Source organism: Bacillus sp. 37MA (assembly GCF_000372765.1).
Lineage (GTDB): Bacteria > Bacillota > Bacilli > Bacillales > Domibacillaceae > Domibacillus > Domibacillus aminovorans.
This window is the reverse complement of the sequence record NZ_KB889752.1, coordinates 1,293,624-1,294,853: the sequence shown is the minus strand read 5'-3', so window position 1 is coordinate 1,294,853 and position 1,230 is coordinate 1,293,624. Positions and strand designations below refer to the sequence as shown.

The 1,230-nt window shown below is 34.1% G+C and carries 1 pseudogene; it reads right to left on the bottom strand.

The window, feature by feature from the left end:
* Positions 1-1,025: 1,025 nt before the first annotated feature.
* A pseudogene (locus A3M5_RS25745) lies at positions 1,026-1,230 on the bottom strand (Fic family protein); the annotation flags it as partial.

Here is a 1,230-nt window from a genome sequence, read left to right as displayed (position 1 = left end):
TGATGAACAAAGTTTGGTTGGTAATGATTTTGTTGATTTTATTTGGAAAAATCGGAGCTTGTTTAATCGGAAAATTAAAGAAGCCGTATTAAGATAATTTTGAAGACTGCATTTTTCATTTATTATTTACAATAACGAAACTGATACTTATTTTTTAACGAAGTGATATTATGTTGCTCGATTTGATTGAGGGATGAGGATTGAAACCGGATAAAGACGGTAATTGGCCGAAGATCGCTGAATAGCATCCTTCTTAAACGAATTTATGAGTTTTAATCAAACTTTTTTATAAAAACTTCACACAATTCAAAACCAAACCCACACATTTTGATCAATCTTTGTTCAAAATGTGTGGGTTTCTACTATTATAAAATCAACGTTTACAGCATGCTTTTGATCAAACTTTATTTCAAAGCTACACTTTTAGGCATTCCGCTAATTTATAAAATTTATCAATTATTCTGATGCATCAAAGAATACACAGTCTTTTACAAGTATAATCAGCCGATCTTCTTCAATATCTATATACATATTGGCCACATGAGCCTGATGATAAAGCAGATCCACGAATTGATAAGTAAGTTAATAGCGGAGGGGAAGTTTCAGTGAGAACGAACTTCATCATATGGCGGATAAAGTGATCTATATCAAAACAAAAACAGGGAACAAGCCGCTTCCGCTGGTACGAAAAAAAGTAAGAAATGCGATTGCTTTCCTATATTCTCAAAACATAATTTGAAGTAAATAAATGAGTGATGGCAGGCTCTGTCGAAATTTGAGGAACGAAAAGAATGGACTTTTGAAAGCGTTTTCAATTACAATGAAAACAGGTTGGATGGCATGCGTGGCTGTCACAGTACTTGGCGTAGGTGGGGCCGGTACAGGGAAGAGTTTTGTGAAATTAATTACCAAAAATATACATACTAGGAAATATACAAAAAAAGAAAACATTCAGTCGTTCTAATGAACCTCAGATTGTTTTCTTTTTTGTAGGCTGTATTAAACTAGAGGCTTCCATTTATCAATTAATTTACCGCACTCAAATATAAATCGAGTGAATCATCTACTTCTGCTGCAACCAACTGAATGAACCCCGTATAATCCTTTGATGTATGTGCATTATCAAGTGCATCATAATAAGGTAAACGATTCTCCACTTTAATGACCACTGCCGGAAAGCCGTCTTTCATTAATTCTAGGTTCAGTAAAAGTCTGGATGTACGTCCGTTT